At 69.6% G+C, this 503-nt stretch carries 1 protein-coding gene; it reads right to left on the bottom strand.

Features of this window, described 5'->3' with window-relative positions:
- A partial coding sequence (locus CCN51_RS42795; protein WP_158104751.1) for an MMPL family transporter occupies window positions 1-503 on the bottom strand: 503 nt, incomplete at both ends.

Below are 503 nucleotides of genomic sequence, written 5' to 3'. Positions count from 1 at the left end.
CGACCGCGAGGCCGATCATCATCGCCAGCGTCGAGGTCGTACTGGACAGGCCCAGGGTGGTGGCGAGGGCGGTGATCCCGGAGATGCCGATGCCGACGCCGATGATCGCGGTGAGCAGCGGCAGTCCGGCGGCGACCAGCGAGCCGAAGGTGATGAGGAGGACGACCGCCGAGATCGCGATGCCGATGATCTCGGTGGCGCCGGTCTCGGGCATCTGCTCCAGCGCGTCACCGCCGATCTCGACCGTCAGCCCCGAGGCGCGGGCGTCCTCGCCCGCCTCCTTCAGCGCGTCCCGCGTCTTGTCCTCCAGCTCCATGGCGCTGACCTTGTAGGAGGTCAGAACGTACGCCGTGGTCTTGTCCTTGCTGACCCCGCCCGCCTTGTACGGGTCGGCGACCGAGGCGACCTCGTCCGAGCCCGACCGGAGCTCGCGGACGGTCTTTTGGACCGTCGCCTTGTTGGCCGCGTCGGTCATCTTCTCGCCGGCCGGTGCGCGGAAGACC

Source organism: Streptomyces milbemycinicus (assembly GCF_002154605.1).
In the GTDB taxonomy this organism is placed as follows: Bacteria; Actinomycetota; Actinomycetes; order Streptomycetales; family Streptomycetaceae; genus Streptomyces; species Streptomyces milbemycinicus.
This window is presented reverse-complemented; position numbering and strand designations above follow the sequence as displayed.